Consider the following 13414-nt stretch of genomic DNA (forward strand, 5'->3'; position numbering starts at 1 on the left):
GCTATTTAGCTGTCTTTTAGCTCCAGGCGCAGGACGCTCCTCCTCCACCTAGCATACTTTGTACTACATAAAAACAGGATACACCCATCGGCATATCCTTCTTGTATTTATAACATAACACCACAGGCTTCCCTACGTTGGCATTATCCAAATCAGGTATATGGGTCAAAGTTTGATTACTTCCTCTCAGCCTGCCATACAAGCTCCCCGGAATATTCGATTGCGTTCATTATAACATAAATACCTATTTTTATCTATAATATCCTGTATACTCTTCCAAAGATTTTATAAATTCCTCTAAGTTCGGTAACTTCCCGGTCGTCTCGCCTTCCTGCAACAACCGTAATGGATATATAAAACAAACCAACAGTTGAGTAACCACGATGCTATGACAGAGGTAATATTTGTATTTTGTCGAATTTATACTTAAAACTACTTATTGCGAGGTGTTTACCATGTCGGCTACGAACTCAACAGACTATACTTACAGGGTTGTTTTTATCCGTCACGGACAAAGCGAATGGAATCGGACCAACCGCTTTACCGGTTGGACGGATGTTGATCTGACGGCTGAAGGAGTGGATGAAGCCCGTAAAGCGGGAAAGCTGCTGCACCTGGCTGGATATCAGTTTGATAAGGCTATTACTTCTTGCCTGAAACGGGCCATTAAAACTATGCATATCGTGTTAGAGGAAATGGATCAGCTTTGGATACCTGAATATAAAACCTGGAAACTGAATGAGCGCCACTATGGCGCTCTGCAGGGGCGTAATAAAGCGGAAACCGCTCAAATCTTTGGTGACGAGCAAGTTAAAATTTGGCGCAGAAGTTATGATATCGCTCCTCCTGCTTTGTCAAAAGAAGATCCGCGTTTTCCCGGTCATGATGTCCGTTACGCCGCCATTCCGCAAGATCAGTTGCCAGCCACCGAATCATTGAAAGATACCGAGAAACGGGTTATTGCCTACTGGCAGGAAACCCTGACACCGGAAATTCTTCAGGGACGCAGCTTGCTGGTGGTAGCCCATGGCAACAGTTTACGTTCCCTGGTCAGACATATTGATAAAATCAGTCCTGATAACATCATGGCAGTGGAAATCCCAACCGGCATACCGCTGGTATATGAGTTCGCTGCCGGCCTGCAACCACTACGTTCGTATTATTTACAAAATCCCTAATATCCCTATACCTTTATCTTGTTTACAAAAAACTAGCAAGCCAGTATAAGCGGCCGCTAGTTTTTTTTGCTAAAAAATATTTTAGCAGCAGTGGCACTTTTTCGCTTACACCATATTCTATAGCAACAGGTTGAAGAGCTGATGTTAGCTGAAGCTAATCATTTTTTGAGCACCTAGTTAGCTTTAGCTAACCTTATTTTATCCTCAATGTTATAGAGCTGATAAAAAGTTAGCCTGGGTAAACTTAGAAGGAGGTGAACGTATGAATATTACAGCAAAATCAACTTCACTGGCAGACCTTGTGGTAGGCGCAACCTGCAAAATATCCTCTGTAGAGCTTAAAGGGTTATTGCGCCGAAGGGTTATGGATTTAGGAATGGTTCCCGGAACCCCCGTGCAATGCATTCGGAAAAGTCCGTCCGGCGACCCTATCGCCTTTGGAGTCCGCAATACCACTGTTGCCCTGCGCAGTGACGATGCCAGTATGATCAAGGTATATCCCTATATAGTGTATGGAGGCGAATCAGTATGAATGAAGAGAATCATTGTCGGATATTACGGGAACATTTCGGAATATCCTCTGTTCCGGAGCAATATGTCGTTGCTCTGGCCGGGAACCCGAATGTTGGCAAAAGTACTGTATTTAATGCTTTGACAGGACTTCACCAGCATACCGGCAACTGGCCGGGTAAAACCGTTGATAATACACAGGGAACCTTTTCCCATCGTAAAAAGAAATTTTTATTGGTTGACCTGCCGGGAACGTATTCTCTATTGGCACACACCACAGAAGAACAAATTGCCCGTGACTTTATTTGCTTTGGCAAGCCGGATACTACCGTTGTCGTTTTAGACGCAACCTGCCTGGAGCGCAACCTGAACCTGGCCCTGCAAATCATGGAAATTACTCCCAGCGTAGTTATCTGTGTCAATCTTATGGATGAAGCCAACAAAAAAAATATTACAATTCATTTACAAGAATTAGAAAAAGAACTAGACGTTCCAATTATAGCTACTATTGCCCGTAGGGAAGAAGGAATAAACAATTTAAAAGAAATAATCCACCAGGTTAGCAGCGGCCTTCGTAAAAGCAAGCCTAAACAGACCATTTATTCCCCGGAAATTGAAGAGGCCATTCAAGCACTCCTCCCCTCTATCCAACCTATTGTAAGTCACAAGCTAAATCCTCGCTGGGTTGCGCTGCGCTTATTAGATGGAGATAAAACAATGATTGAAAACATCACTCGCTATTTAAATTTTCAAAATGAAACTGACTTAAGGGAGGTTGCTTATTTATGAACGGAATAGATAAATCAATGCCAACTTTTGCCGAAATCTGCACTGTGGCAGACAAACTGCGTCTCAGTTCCGGTAATACGTTTAGTGATCAGATTGTTTCCGATATTTACGCTAACGCTGAACAGATAGCACACAAAGTAGTTCGAAGCCAAATGCAAACGAAAGCCAACTGGGAAACAAAAGTTGATGATATCCTTACCTCCCGCCTGTTTGGCTATCCCATCATGCTAGCACTGTTAGGAATGGTATTTTGGATAACAATTGAAGGAGCTAATGTACCTTCCGGCTTGCTGGCCGATGCTTTTTTTGCCTTTCAAGAGCAGCTTACTATATGGTTTCAAGCTGCCGCCGCTCCCGCTTGGCTGCATGGTGTGCTGGTCCTGGGTCTCTACCGCGGCTTGGCCTGGGTGGTATCTGTTATGCTGCCGCCAATGGCTATTTTCTTCCCCTTATTTACATTGTTGGAAGATCTCGGTTATCTGCCAAGAGTTGCTTTCAACATGGATAATCTTTTCAAAAAATGCAAAGCTTGCGGCAAACAGGCTTTAACCATGTGTATGGGCTTTGGCTGCAACGCTGCCGGTATTGTGGCCTGCCGGATTATTGACTCACCGCGGGAACGGCTGATTGCCATGCTGACCAATAACTTTGTACCTTGTAACGGCCGTTTTCCTACCCTTATCGCTATTGCAACCATTTTTGTCGGCGGAGCCTTCGCCAGCGAGCTGGAAACAGCCGTTGCTTCCATGGTGATTACCTGCTTGGTTCTTCTTGGTATTGCAGCAACCTTTGCCGCATCCTGGATTTTGTCCCACACCATATTAAAAGGCGAGCCTTCCTCTCTGGTACTGGAATTACCGCCTTACAGGCCGCCACAAATCGGCGCGATTATTTACCGCTCCCTGATCGACCGGACACTTTTTGTCCTAAGGCGTGCCGTTATTATGGCAGCTCCTGCCGGTGCGATCACCTGGATCCTTGCCAATGTTTACATAGGTGATATGAGCATTATCGGACATTTGGCAGCCCTTTTACAGCCTTTGGGGCATGCTATTGGCATAGACGGATTTATCCTCCTGGCTTTTATTCTTGGCCTGCCCGCCAATGAAATCGTTGTGCCCATTTTGCTCATGAGTTATTTAGCAACAGGTCAATTGATGGAGTTTGAAAGCCTGGAAGAACTTCGCCAAATTTTGGTCAGCCATGGCTGGACCTGGCTTACAGCAACTTGTTCGATGTTATTTTGTCTTCTTCATTGGCCATGCACAACCACACTGCTTTCCGTCTATAAGGAATCCGGCAGTGCCAAGTGGACGTTTCTTTCCTTTCTTATCCCCACCATCGTCGCTTTTACAGTCTGTTTTATTGTTGCACAAAGCGCCAGGGCTTTGGGCTTGGCCTAACTATAAATGATTAATTAAAAATGAGGTCTGGGCAACGGCATGTTCCAGATCTCAATCATTTACAGCAGTTAAATCAATTGAATAGATGCGCCGCTCTTAATCAATCACAATCATCAGAATGAACATGTTCTTCCCCATCGGCATCAATATTCGTAACCGATAACTCCGCATATATGACATTCTTTAACACCTGAATCCGCTGCTGCAATTCCGCCAACCGCTTCAGCACCCCGCGTACTACAATAATTTCGAGGCATTGATGAAAATTTAAATGGATATGCATAGTCGACACAATTTCATGATGATAATGATGTTGTAAATCAGTAAGACTATCTGACAAATGATGATTGTATACAATCACAATCGTTCCGGCAACACTTTCTTCAAGCTGAAGCCGCTTGGGGTCTATCAGCGCTTTCCGAACTAAGTCGCGAATCGCTTCTGAACGGTTTCCATATCCCTGCCCGGATATCATCTGGTCAAATTGTTCCACTAATTCCCGGCTCATGGAAACACCAAAACGCACTATTTCGGTTTCCTCCATTACACCGCCCCCTTCATGTTATATTTTATTAAATCGCAGCATTTTCACCGGGTGAGTAACCTGTCTTCAGGAAATGAAAGAAATTCCTCGATTTTGTCCCGCCAATTACGAGGAATTTCTTACTGATCAGCCTCATTCTCCTTGAATCCAGAATATACAAGGGGTTGCTCTTACTGAACAGCAACCCCTGCCTGAAAAAAGTTTTACCTAGATTTAATTTACCACATCATGAAAAAATCCTGCAGGAGCTAACTATCCTGCAGAATTTTTTCATGGACTTTTTTATAATACCTGGCACCACTTTACCATGCTACAGTTTACAGCAATGCTAAAAGTTCCTCCGGTTGTTTAATAACTACCCTGGCACCATTCTGCAGCAGTTCCTCTTCCTCCCGGAAACCCCAGGCAGCACCTACGGCATACATGCCGGCTGCCGTGGCCGTTTGCATGTCGACACCGGAATCGCCAAGATACAGATATTTTGCCGCCGGGATGCCGGAAAGTCCGGCTATCTCCAGTGCTGATCCCGGGTCCGGTTTCTTCGGCACTCCCTCTCGTGCACCAAAAACGAAGCGAAATCGCTGACTGCCAAAATACCGTTCAATAATAATCCGGGTAAACGAATCGGCTTTGTTGGACAGGACGGACAGCTGAATCCCTTTTGTCTCCAAAGCGTCAAGCAACTGGTTGATACCGTCATATGGTTTTGTTTGTTCATGCCAACGGCGGCCATACTCGGTCCGGAATTCTTCCAAACAGGCTTCTCTCAACTTTTTATCTTCGCTATTTGCCGCCGGCAGCACCCTTTTTACCAGCGTTTCCATGCCGTTGCCAATAAAATATTTATATTTTTCCGTATCATGCACAGGAAAACCGTGCTTTTGCAGTACGACGTTCATAGAATTGGCCAAATCGTCCAGCGTATCTAACAATGTCCCGTCTAAGTCGAATAGTATACCGCTATACTTCATGCGTATCCCCTCCAGATAAGCTCTTTAGTCCTATTTTGCCACAAAAAGACAAAATCCTGCCTGCATGTCCAGTCACGCTCCTGCAGGTCTCCATTTTTCCTCACTATCCGTGTAGGCGCGCACCCTATCAAAAAAATTAATTCCATTTTTATAAGCCCTTCGCATTATTGTTTTGACTTCCTTAAAAAAATTCTCTGTATTGGCAATGCGCCAAAACCACTGCGGCTAACCATTAAATTCGTACGACCCAATGGTATCGTGTCCAAACAGACCCTCCTGGCACAACAATCCGTGCCCCCAAGGCCAACATATTAGTTTCGGGCAAGCTTCTCGAAAATCCTATAATAGTATCTTCTTCAGTGGCATCCTGGGACTCACCGGTTCAGGATAAGTATGGATATAGCCTATTCTCAGGAGCATCTGAATATTTTCGCGAATTCCTAATGCAGCTGAAATTTCATTTTTCGTTACAATTTCTTCCAGCATCTGTGTCATAGGATGGATTGCTATTTTTTTGTCCCTGATCTTAAGCCATATATTTTGCAATTTTCTTCCCACACCGATCAATTCAGGAACAGAAGCTCCATTACTGGTAATCACCAACCAGCCGCCGCCTGTTGCTACTTGTTCTCGTATGTTTTTTATCGTTGCTTCCCGGAAACTGTCCGTCAATACCGACTGACGGGAGTAAAAATTTTTAACATACCATCTGGCCAGCCCTTCTATTTCCATAGTTTCCGGTGTTAACCCATTTCCGTACTGCTTGATATCCTGGTTCGACCAGCGAATCCACTGAGCTAACTCCGCCTGCTTCTCATGATTATCAGCCTGTAATTTATTGGCCCAAACAGTCCCCTCGGCAAGATAACTCCCCTCCTGTGATTTTCTTGGGTAATAAATGAAATGTTCTTTGTTTTCACCGGTGAGAAATTTAATATCTTCCCGGGATATTTCATCCGTAAGGAAATGATTTCTTACCGTTCTGCGCAGTTTCATAGGCTTAACGGCAACAGCTTCCGAAACATCCCTTTTATATAGTTGTACGTCTACGAGTTCTTCAGCCTTGGGCTGTTGAGCCAGAATATGAACATTTGCCTCGTATCCCTGACTTTTTGCCGCCACAACCAGGTTCTCCAGAAAAGCCCCGATTGAAATCAACAGTTCCCGGTTATCCGGGTCAACTGCAGGCAGCCACCTGGCTTCAGACGAACCAATAATCCAATGATGATCTGTAATCATTTTCACTGTCCAGGGCTGGGCATTATGTCCGCTGGGAGCCAAAGACGCCAGATAGAGTAAATCGGTATATTCTTTCCTTTCTCTTTTCGCATTCTCGGAAAAACGCTCTCTGCTTACGGTTTGCAATTGCATTAAAGAGTTTGCCATGGAGAATCCCCCTACTGCGGCAAGTCCCCAGGCACTATATTTCATAAATTGCCGCCGGTTCATAATTACCTCCACATCGAATTTACAAACTTATTGACTTACTTTTGTGTATTGAGCTACTTTTTGCCCTGCAATATCAGCCGCTTTATGAACAGCCTCCAGTACCGTTACTTTTTTGCCTACAAAGGTATAAGGAATATAGGTTTTATTAGTGGCCATCCCGCTTACTTCGTCTACCAGGACGTACTGTTGAGTTATTACATCATACAGGCGAATTTTCAAGGTTGCTTCCGATTTAATTGCCTTATAAAATAAAATCTCTCTAAAATCCGACTTAGCCGGCAATATTTCCACCACCAGCACTTGTTTTGCACCTGTCTTGTTAGCCAATTTCAGTAATTCCGGCCGTTCCGCTTTAGATAAATCATTAGTGATATCTCCCACCGGCAGTTCTCTATCCAGCAAGACCTTGCTCTCCAAATGCTTCTTTAAAGCTGCGAAAACTTTCTGCTGCAATTGACTACCGTAAGTTTCCTTTGATTTGTCTACAACAGCTAAAAGAATATTCTGCTCAAACATGTCGTTATGCTCTTGTGCCAAACTTACGCTAACCACCCCCATACTACTCATAATCATTATCAGAATACCAAAAATGTAACAAAGCCTTCGCAAATTATATCCTCCTTAAGTATTTAAATTAGTTTTATAAAACTAACTAAAGTCTATTTAAAACCCGCTAATTGCGGGCTATATTTTCTAATACTTTCTTTAAAAGCAATGCAAGCGTTTCCCTCTCACGTTCATTCAGTGTCGCCGTAATATAACTGGCAAAATGATAGTAACCCTCATCCTCAACGTCAATGATTTGTTTTCCTTTATCCGATAACCGTACATATACTACACGCAAGTCGTTCTCTGACGGAAATTTTTCGATTAACCCGCTTTGCATTAGTTTATTTACGGCAACGGTTACGGTTGATCTTTGAACTCCAAATCCCTCGGCAAGTTCGGTAATTGTAGGATTAGTCCGCTCTCTTATTGCATGAAGATAGTGCAATTGGGTTATTGATAAATTAAATAATTCTTTACTATTAGGCGTCTCTTCCTTATATTTTCGCATACACTCGCGCATTGATTCAGACAAGATACCGATCGCTTTGACGATTACATCTTCAGCCGCCATGAGGATATCCCTTTCAATAATTAGTTTCGCAAAACTAATTATATGCCAATCTCCAGTCTTTTGTCAAATACCAATAGATCCATGGTATCCGCTAGTTTTTCCTCTTACTATTCGGCTGCATATGATTGTGCTCCGTGAAGTTGCGGGGTATTTCGCCCCGGTAACTTAGATTGAATAATCACAGCTTCAGGATGGAGGAGCCAGCGGTTGACAAGCGTCCAAACCAGGGTAAGCCCCAGTACAATTCCGGCACATACTTGAAAACCGGTATGCCAGTCCGTCTCCACTCTTGCCCAAGATATGGCAGCCGCACAGGAATACCATATCCAGGCAAACCGCGGAAAATAGAGCGTTAGCAAAAAAGCCATCGCAAAAGAATGTGTCGCATGCCCGCTGGGGAACCCGCCGGTGCCACCGTTGGGACGCAGATACCAGGGCTCCAGGTGCAGCAGTTTAATTCCCTGAACGGAAAGCCAGACGGAAAGATCAACTGCCAATGTCAGTTTAATGACACTTGTCAGGCGCTTGCGCCAAGCCCAGGCAATAATAAGAAAATTGGAGAATATTAAAAACAGATCATTTCCTGTGCCGCCCAGAAACTCTGCCGCAGACCATATCAGGTGGTTGCGGTATACCGGAACGGTAAGAACTACAATTCCGGTTATCACTCCTACAAGCAGCGCCATCACCAAAGCTTTACGCAAAGAGTGCCTGTGTCCAAGGAATTCAAACAGTGCTTTCATGAATATCCTCCTGTACGTTTTAATTTATTGTCCATAAGGCATCGGGAAAATTCCGCTGAAATCTTTAGCAGAATACACCGCAATCTCCATTTCAGGTATCCCGCCGCGTGTTATGGGAACCATTCCCACGTACTCAATATCGGCAAAATAAGCTTGATATCGTGGCAAAGCTTTTTTTACCGCATCTTTTCGCCCAATAATCAGAGCATTCCGCCCCCAATAGCTTTTTACATTGTATAAATAAGCGTAATGATGGGGTTCATTGCTTAGGCATAAAACCGGCAATCTCCCCTTTAGAACATAGTCTATCTTTCCCGCATCAATCCAATGGGGAGCAACAATAAATTGTCCTTCAGCATGAAGCACTCCCTGCTCTTCAAGAAATACCGAGAGGTTCTGCCAGTCCAATGCTTCCACTGTCGGATCGCCTGCCTGAAACCATTGCGGCTCAACCTGGCGTAACCAGCCGGTTGCCGTATGACTGCCAAGTATGGTTATCAGAAATAAGAATAAAAACACACAAATTTTCAGCCATACCTGGGCAATTCTTTTTACCGGTAGCCATTCTGCGGCCGCTCGCCCCAACAGAGGCATGGCCATAAGATAGCCCGGAGCCTGCCAGTGAAACAATCCCTGCGCACCCCATAATGTTGCGGCGGTAAAAAAAACAATCGGCCCCATAGCAAAACAACATAAAAACCACTGTTTTTGCTGCAAAGAGTCCGACTTTTCATTTCCCGGACCAGACAGACAGGCTTTCAGTAAAACACCGGCTAACGGCAGCCAAATCCAGGGTAAAACCCAGGCTGCCTGCCCGGCAATATTGCCTAACATACGTAATGGATAAAAGCCTGTAGCCACAGCCCTGCCACTTTGAAACAAAAAAGATATCCAGTGATGCTCCTGATTCCAGATGACAACCGGCAAAAACACAAGTGCAACAGTTCCGGCGGCAAGATAAGGCCCTGCGTTTACCAGCAGTCGGCGATGCGCCTTGCTGGTCACCAGAAAAAGAAAACCGCCAAGTAACAAAAACGCAGCGTGATATTTGGCCAGCATGCCCAAACCAATAAAAAAACCGGCTGTCAGCCACAGTTGTGGGGAACTCTGATTCGTAAAAATCAACTTTACCAGCAGCAATACGGCAGCCGTCATAAAAAACATCAATGGTCCGTCAGGCAAAATCCAACTGCCGGTACTCAGACTAAAAACAGCGGAAATATTTAAAAACAAGGCAGTGTAATATCCGGCCCGATCGCCGAAAAGTTTTCCGCCAAGACGGTACATCATCCAGGTTGTAGCGGCAAACATCCCGATAAAAGGAAGGCGCAGCACCAGACCGGCCTCGCTTCCGGTAAGCCGGGCAGTCAGCCATATTATCCATAAATGCAGCGGCGGATGATCAAAATAACTCCAGCTAACATCCCGGGCCATAGATACCACATACGACTCATCTACTCCGAGGCCGATAGCTCCGGCCAGAACAATGCGAAACAGTGTACTGATGATAATGATCACTATGACTAGAAAAGATGGATTTACAGACATGTACCGCCGGCTCCTTTTGTATTTAAAATGTTAATCCGAAAGTGTTGCTGTTGTCCGGATATGTTGAAGTTTCTTGGATTTTACCGCTTGCAGTCGTTTTTTAACCATTCTCAGCTTAAAAACCATCCAAACCGCTTCCAGGAAAATCTTACCGGACATCTTGGATTGTCCTGTCGCCCGTTCTTCAAACAATATTGGAATCTCCCGGATGCGGAAGGACTGTAAAAAAGCACGATACGTCAACTCAATTTGAAAGGAATATCCGTTAGACCGGACATCATCTAAATTGATCGTTTCGAGTACTTCCCGGCGAAAACATTTATAGCCGCCTGTCAGATCTTTAAACGGAAGCCCCAGCAGCAGGCGGGAATATAAACTGCCGCCATAACTAATGACGCGGCGAATTACGCCCCAGTTGGAAACTCCGCCACCGGGAATATAACGGCTGCCCAGCACCAGATCATACTGGTCAGCCACCGCCAGAAATTGTGCCAAATACTTTGGATGATGAGAAAAATCGGCATCCATCTCAAAAATGTATTGATAATTTCTTTCCAAAGCCCATTTAAAACCGGCTATATAAGCAGTTCCCAGCCCCATTTTCGCCGGCCGTTTCAATAAGAACAAACGCTCAGGATACTCATTTCGCATCAGTTGACATACCAGTTCGCCAGTACCATCAGGCGAATTATCATCAACAATAAGGATATGAAAGTCTTGCTCCTGACAATAAATCAGCCTTAATAAGGCTTCCAGATTTCTTCTCTCGTTATAAGTGGGTATAACGATCAGTTTCATAGGCAGGTACCCTCTTTTCCGGTTTATCGTTTTGTTCACCAAACGTAACCCAATGGTTCAACAGAAAGTTCAGACCGCTGACTGCAGCAATCGAAACAACCTGTGACGCAAACTTGCCGGCTTGTATGTACTTGACCAGAAACTCTAAGACAAGAAGATTAAGAGCCAGATTCATCGTGCTGATCATAAAGAAACTCACATATTTCCGGGAAATACCTTTTTCCCTGGCACGGCCTTTAAAAGTCCATAGTGTATTCCAGATAAAATTATTGGTAACAGCAACGACGAAAGAACAGCCGGAAGCCAGCAGATAGCCGGCCCCGTTCAGAAGCATATACCCATAGATCAGCAGATTAATACCCGTTCCGGACAATCCTACAATAGCAAATTTCAGCAGCAGCTTAAGCAATAAAACATCTCCTCGCCATGACTTTCCTGTCAAATTACTGCAACTACTTTCATTGTATAATTCTCCGCCAGGGAAACAAGGCAACTTAGGTTAACTTTAGGTTATTTTTATTTACCGACAGACCCCTCTCTGCATAAGAAGGGATAAATCTGCAACCTTTGCTAATTGCGGGAAGATTGAAAATCCTTCATAAATCACATATAATAAAAACGATTTAAGGAGGTAATACCATGAATACCAGCGTTGAAAATCATGTAGGACACCTGATTCAACAAATTTCTCATCTATTGGAACAACTGTATAATAAAAATTTAGCCAATGAAGACTTATCGATTTCCCATGCCAGGGTGATCTATCTCCTATATCAGAATGATGGTATGACACAATCGGAGCTGCAGCAGGATTTGCTAATTAAAGCATCCTCGATTACAAAGTTAATTGATGTTTTAGCACAGAAAGGACTGGTAAAGAGAGAAACCTCCCGGGAAGATGCTCGTATCAAAAGAATTTATTTGACGGATGAAGGCCGGAAAAAAGAAGAAAAGTTATGCAAAATCCGCGAGGAAACGGAAGCCAGATTATTGCATATGTTAACGAAAAATGAGAAAAAAGAACTAATAAGTATGCTAAAATCAATTAAAACCGTAATACGTTAGAAAAAGGTTTTCTGTTGTCATTTAATTAGTTTCCAAACTAATTAAATGGTGTTATAATAAAAACCATGATTACAGTCTATGAGGTGAATCTATGAATACTGCAACTCAATCAATCCAGACTAACCGTTTGTGGATGGCAGTTATATTAGGCTGCTTAGCAGGCATGGGGCCATTGTGCACCGATTTGTATCTGCCGGCACTACCACAAATTGCAACGAATTTGAGTACCGGGGCATCCCTGGTGCAGCTTAGTTTGACAGCAACCCTGACCGGTGTCGCCATTGGCCAGATCTTTATTGGTCCGAACAGTGATATTTACGGCCGTAAGAAACCTTTAGTTCTATCTTTAATTATTTTTATTGCTGCTTCTTTCTTATGCTCTTTTGCAACTTCCATAGGTGAGTTGATCCTATTTCGTTTTATCCAGGGTCTTGCCGGATCCGGCGGAATTGTCTTAGCTAGAGCCATTGCTTGCGACCTGTATTCCGGCAGGGAACTGACAAAATTCTTCTCCCTGTTAATGCTAATCAATGGCATTGCTCCTATTTTTGCACCGGTAATCGGCGGTCAAATTCTTGCAATAAGTGATTGGAAAGGAATTTTCTTTACCTTAGGCCTATTCAGCATACTCTTGCTTTTAGCGGTGGTCTGGGGTCTGAAAGAAACCTTGCCTGAAGAACGTCGTAATGAGGGTAGTCTGAAAATGACCTTCACTACATTTAGCCATTTTTTATCTGACAGGGTTTTTGTCGGTTATGTTTTGGTGCAAGGCTTCATCGTAGCCGGTCTGTTTGCCTACATAGCAGGTTCTCCCTTTGTCCTGCAAACCGTTTACGGCCTATCGGCAGAAGCCTTTAGTTTATGCTTTGCCGGTAACGGAGTGGGAATTATGTTGTTCGCCCAATTAACTGGATATTTTACCGGTAAATTTAACGAGAAACAACTGCTTGCTTTCGGGCTCAACCTTGCGCTGGCCTGCAGCGTGTTGCTATTTGTTATGAGCCTGATCAACGTATCTATCCTTTTATTCTTACTCCCGCTGTTTATCATGGTATCCTGTATCGGAATCACAACTACCGCCAGTTTTTCCCTTGCCGTACAGCGTCAGCCTGACTCGGCTGGCAGCGCCTCTGGATTGCTTGGTGTAGTGTCCTTTATCTTGGGCGCTGTAGCCTCTCCTTTGGTTGGTTTAGGTAGCGGAACAACAGCCATTCCCATGACGCTAGTCATAACAATTGCCAACTTACTAGCCTGTGTAAGTTATGTCAGACTATCCAGATAAACTCAGTATACCGT

15 protein-coding genes and 1 riboswitch are annotated in these 13414 nt (G+C 44.1%); of the genes, 6 read left to right on the forward strand and 9 right to left on the reverse strand.

Annotated features, from left to right (window positions below):
• Positions 1-111: 111 nt before the first annotated feature.
• A riboswitch (TPP riboswitch) is annotated at positions 112-220 on the reverse strand.
• Between the two features lie 235 nt (positions 221-455).
• The 4 genes from gpmA to P22_RS03915 all read left to right on the forward strand — a co-directional run bounded on the left by gpmA (position 456) and on the right by P22_RS03915 (position 3880).
• The gene (gene gpmA / locus P22_RS03900; protein ID WP_054259084.1) at positions 456-1178 is read left to right on the forward strand and encodes a 2,3-diphosphoglycerate-dependent phosphoglycerate mutase; all 723 of its coding nucleotides are present in this window, start codon (positions 456-458) and stop codon (positions 1176-1178) included.
• A gap of 262 nt (positions 1179-1440) precedes the next feature.
• On the forward strand, positions 1441-1710 hold the full coding sequence (locus tag P22_RS03905; RefSeq protein WP_054258909.1) for a FeoA family protein: 270 nt from the start codon (positions 1441-1443) through the stop codon (positions 1708-1710).
• Entirely contained in the window at positions 1707-2477 is a 771-nt protein-coding gene (locus P22_RS03910; protein ID WP_054258910.1) for a FeoB small GTPase domain-containing protein, read from the forward strand. Before P22_RS03905 ends, P22_RS03910 begins: the two co-directional genes overlap by 4 nt.
• Entirely contained in the window at positions 2474-3880 is a 1407-nt protein-coding gene (locus P22_RS03915; protein ID WP_054258911.1) for a nucleoside recognition domain-containing protein, read from the forward strand. Before P22_RS03910 ends, P22_RS03915 begins: the two co-directional genes overlap by 4 nt.
• A 100-nt stretch (positions 3881-3980) precedes the next feature.
• Here P22_RS03915 and nikR read toward each other — a convergent pair whose 3' ends face one another.
• The 9 genes from nikR to P22_RS03960 all read right to left on the reverse strand — a co-directional run bounded on the left by nikR (position 3981) and on the right by P22_RS03960 (position 11462).
• Complete coding sequence (gene nikR, locus P22_RS03920; protein WP_054258912.1) at positions 3981-4424, reverse strand: nickel-responsive transcriptional regulator NikR; 444 nt, start codon at positions 4422-4424, stop codon at positions 3981-3983.
• 317 nt (positions 4425-4741) lie between these two features.
• On the reverse strand, positions 4742-5395 hold the full coding sequence (locus P22_RS03925) for an HAD family hydrolase (RefSeq protein ID WP_054258913.1): 654 nt from the start codon (positions 5393-5395) through the stop codon (positions 4742-4744).
• Between the two features lie 339 nt (positions 5396-5734).
• Positions 5735-6844: an Acg family FMN-binding oxidoreductase gene (locus P22_RS03930; protein ID WP_054258914.1), complete on the reverse strand. Its 1110-nt coding sequence runs from the start codon at positions 6842-6844 to the stop codon at positions 5735-5737.
• Positions 6845-6871: 27 nt separating this feature from the next.
• Positions 6872-7453: a hypothetical protein gene (locus P22_RS03935; RefSeq protein WP_054258915.1), complete on the reverse strand. Its 582-nt coding sequence runs from the start codon at positions 7451-7453 to the stop codon at positions 6872-6874.
• Positions 7454-7517: 64 nt separating this feature from the next.
• Positions 7518-7964 (reverse strand): MarR family winged helix-turn-helix transcriptional regulator, encoded by a 447-nt coding sequence (locus P22_RS03940; RefSeq protein ID WP_054258916.1) that lies wholly within the window; start codon positions 7962-7964, stop codon positions 7518-7520.
• Positions 7965-8071: 107 nt separating this feature from the next.
• The gene (locus tag P22_RS03945) at positions 8072-8707 is read right to left on the reverse strand and encodes a phosphatase PAP2 family protein (RefSeq protein WP_054258917.1); all 636 of its coding nucleotides are present in this window, start codon (positions 8705-8707) and stop codon (positions 8072-8074) included.
• Positions 8708-8731: 24 nt separating this feature from the next.
• Positions 8732-10255 carry a glycosyltransferase family 39 protein gene (locus P22_RS03950; RefSeq protein WP_054258918.1) on the reverse strand — a complete coding sequence of 508 codons (1524 nt, stop codon included), beginning with the start codon at positions 10253-10255 and terminating at the stop codon, positions 8732-8734.
• 30 nt (positions 10256-10285) lie between these two features.
• Entirely contained in the window at positions 10286-11053 is a 768-nt protein-coding gene (locus tag P22_RS03955) for a polyprenol monophosphomannose synthase (RefSeq protein ID WP_054258919.1), read from the reverse strand.
• Positions 11025-11462, reverse strand: a complete 438-nt coding sequence (locus tag P22_RS03960) for a GtrA family protein (RefSeq protein WP_054258920.1) — start codon at positions 11460-11462, stop codon at positions 11025-11027. The genes P22_RS03955 and P22_RS03960 overlap by 29 nt, the downstream gene beginning before the upstream one ends.
• A 230-nt stretch (positions 11463-11692) precedes the next feature.
• Between P22_RS03960 and P22_RS03965 the strand changes: the two genes are divergently transcribed.
• Together P22_RS03965 and P22_RS03970 are read left to right on the forward strand one after the other, a co-directional pair.
• Complete coding sequence (locus tag P22_RS03965; RefSeq protein ID WP_054258921.1) at positions 11693-12118, forward strand: MarR family winged helix-turn-helix transcriptional regulator; 426 nt, start codon at positions 11693-11695, stop codon at positions 12116-12118.
• Between the two features lie 91 nt (positions 12119-12209).
• Positions 12210-13400, forward strand: coding sequence for a multidrug effflux MFS transporter (locus tag P22_RS03970; RefSeq protein WP_054258922.1), 1191 nt, complete (start codon positions 12210-12212; stop codon positions 13398-13400).
• The last annotated feature ends 14 nt before the right edge of the window (positions 13401-13414 follow it).

The sequence above is a fragment of the Propionispora sp. 2/2-37 genome (assembly GCF_001298735.1).
Classification (GTDB): Bacteria; Bacillota; Negativicutes; order Propionisporales; family Propionisporaceae; genus Propionispora.

Excerpts from the sequence above, each read along its gene's own strand:
- P22_RS03905 (WP_054258909.1), top strand. The coding sequence starts at position 1,441 with ATGAATATTACAGCAAAATCAACTTCACTGGCAGACCTTGTGGTAGGC.
- P22_RS03970 (WP_054258922.1), top strand. The coding sequence starts at position 12,210 with ATGAATACTGCAACTCAATCAATCCAGACTAACCGTTTGTGGATGGCA.
- P22_RS03915 (WP_054258911.1), top strand. The coding sequence starts at position 2,474 with ATGAACGGAATAGATAAATCAATGCCAACTTTTGCCGAAATCTGCACT.
- P22_RS03925 (WP_054258913.1), bottom strand. The coding sequence starts at position 5,395 with ATGAAGTATAGCGGTATACTATTCGACTTAGACGGGACATTGTTAGAT.
- P22_RS03965 (WP_054258921.1), top strand. The coding sequence starts at position 11,693 with ATGAATACCAGCGTTGAAAATCATGTAGGACACCTGATTCAACAAATT.
- P22_RS03930 (WP_054258914.1), bottom strand. The coding sequence starts at position 6,844 with ATGAACCGGCGGCAATTTATGAAATATAGTGCCTGGGGACTTGCCGCA.
- P22_RS03945 (WP_054258917.1), bottom strand. The coding sequence starts at position 8,707 with ATGAAAGCACTGTTTGAATTCCTTGGACACAGGCACTCTTTGCGTAAA.
- P22_RS03955 (WP_054258919.1), bottom strand. The coding sequence starts at position 11,053 with ATGAAACTGATCGTTATACCCACTTATAACGAGAGAAGAAATCTGGAA.
- P22_RS03950 (WP_054258918.1), bottom strand. The coding sequence starts at position 10,255 with ATGTCTGTAAATCCATCTTTTCTAGTCATAGTGATCATTATCATCAGT.
- P22_RS03940 (WP_054258916.1), bottom strand. The coding sequence starts at position 7,964 with ATGGCGGCTGAAGATGTAATCGTCAAAGCGATCGGTATCTTGTCTGAA.
- nikR (WP_054258912.1), bottom strand. The coding sequence starts at position 4,424 with ATGGAGGAAACCGAAATAGTGCGTTTTGGTGTTTCCATGAGCCGGGAA.
- gpmA (WP_054259084.1), top strand. The coding sequence starts at position 456 with ATGTCGGCTACGAACTCAACAGACTATACTTACAGGGTTGTTTTTATC.
- P22_RS03910 (WP_054258910.1), top strand. The coding sequence starts at position 1,707 with ATGAATGAAGAGAATCATTGTCGGATATTACGGGAACATTTCGGAATA.